Here is a 425-nt window from a genome sequence, read left to right on the forward strand (position 1 = left end):
CGCATGTGGTGCTGGATTCGATCAGCCAGACCGGCGGCACGTCGGGCGTGGTGCTCGACCACGTCTCGGGCAGCTTCACCGTCAACGGTTCGACGACGATTTCCAACACGACCGGAGCGGCGATCCAGATCACGGATTCGCCGGCGACAATCCGCTTCGGCGACATCAAAATCACCAATCCCGGCGCCGGCGGCATGTCGTTCAGCGGCGTCAACGCCGCCGTAGTCGCCGGCAACATCGTCATTTCCGGGCTGGGCGTCGGCTCTGGTCTCGACTTCTCCGGCAGCCAGACCAATTTCACCGCGCAGTCGCTCAACATCACCGGCCCAGGCGCCGCCGGCACCATCGGCATCGACCTCGCCGACACCACCGGCGGCGCCTCGATCATCATCACCAATGGCGGTTCCATTTCGGGTGTCGACACC

Annotated in this window: 1 protein-coding gene; it reads left to right on the forward strand. The window is 64.9% G+C overall.

The annotated features are described in order from the left end of the window. Positions 1 to 425 (forward strand): hypothetical protein (locus tag EOA36_RS36900; protein WP_145969581.1); only part of this gene is annotated, 425 nt, incomplete at both ends.

It is taken from the genome of Mesorhizobium sp. M8A.F.Ca.ET.021.01.1.1, assembly GCF_003998025.1.
Classification (GTDB): Bacteria; Pseudomonadota; Alphaproteobacteria; order Rhizobiales; family Rhizobiaceae; genus Mesorhizobium.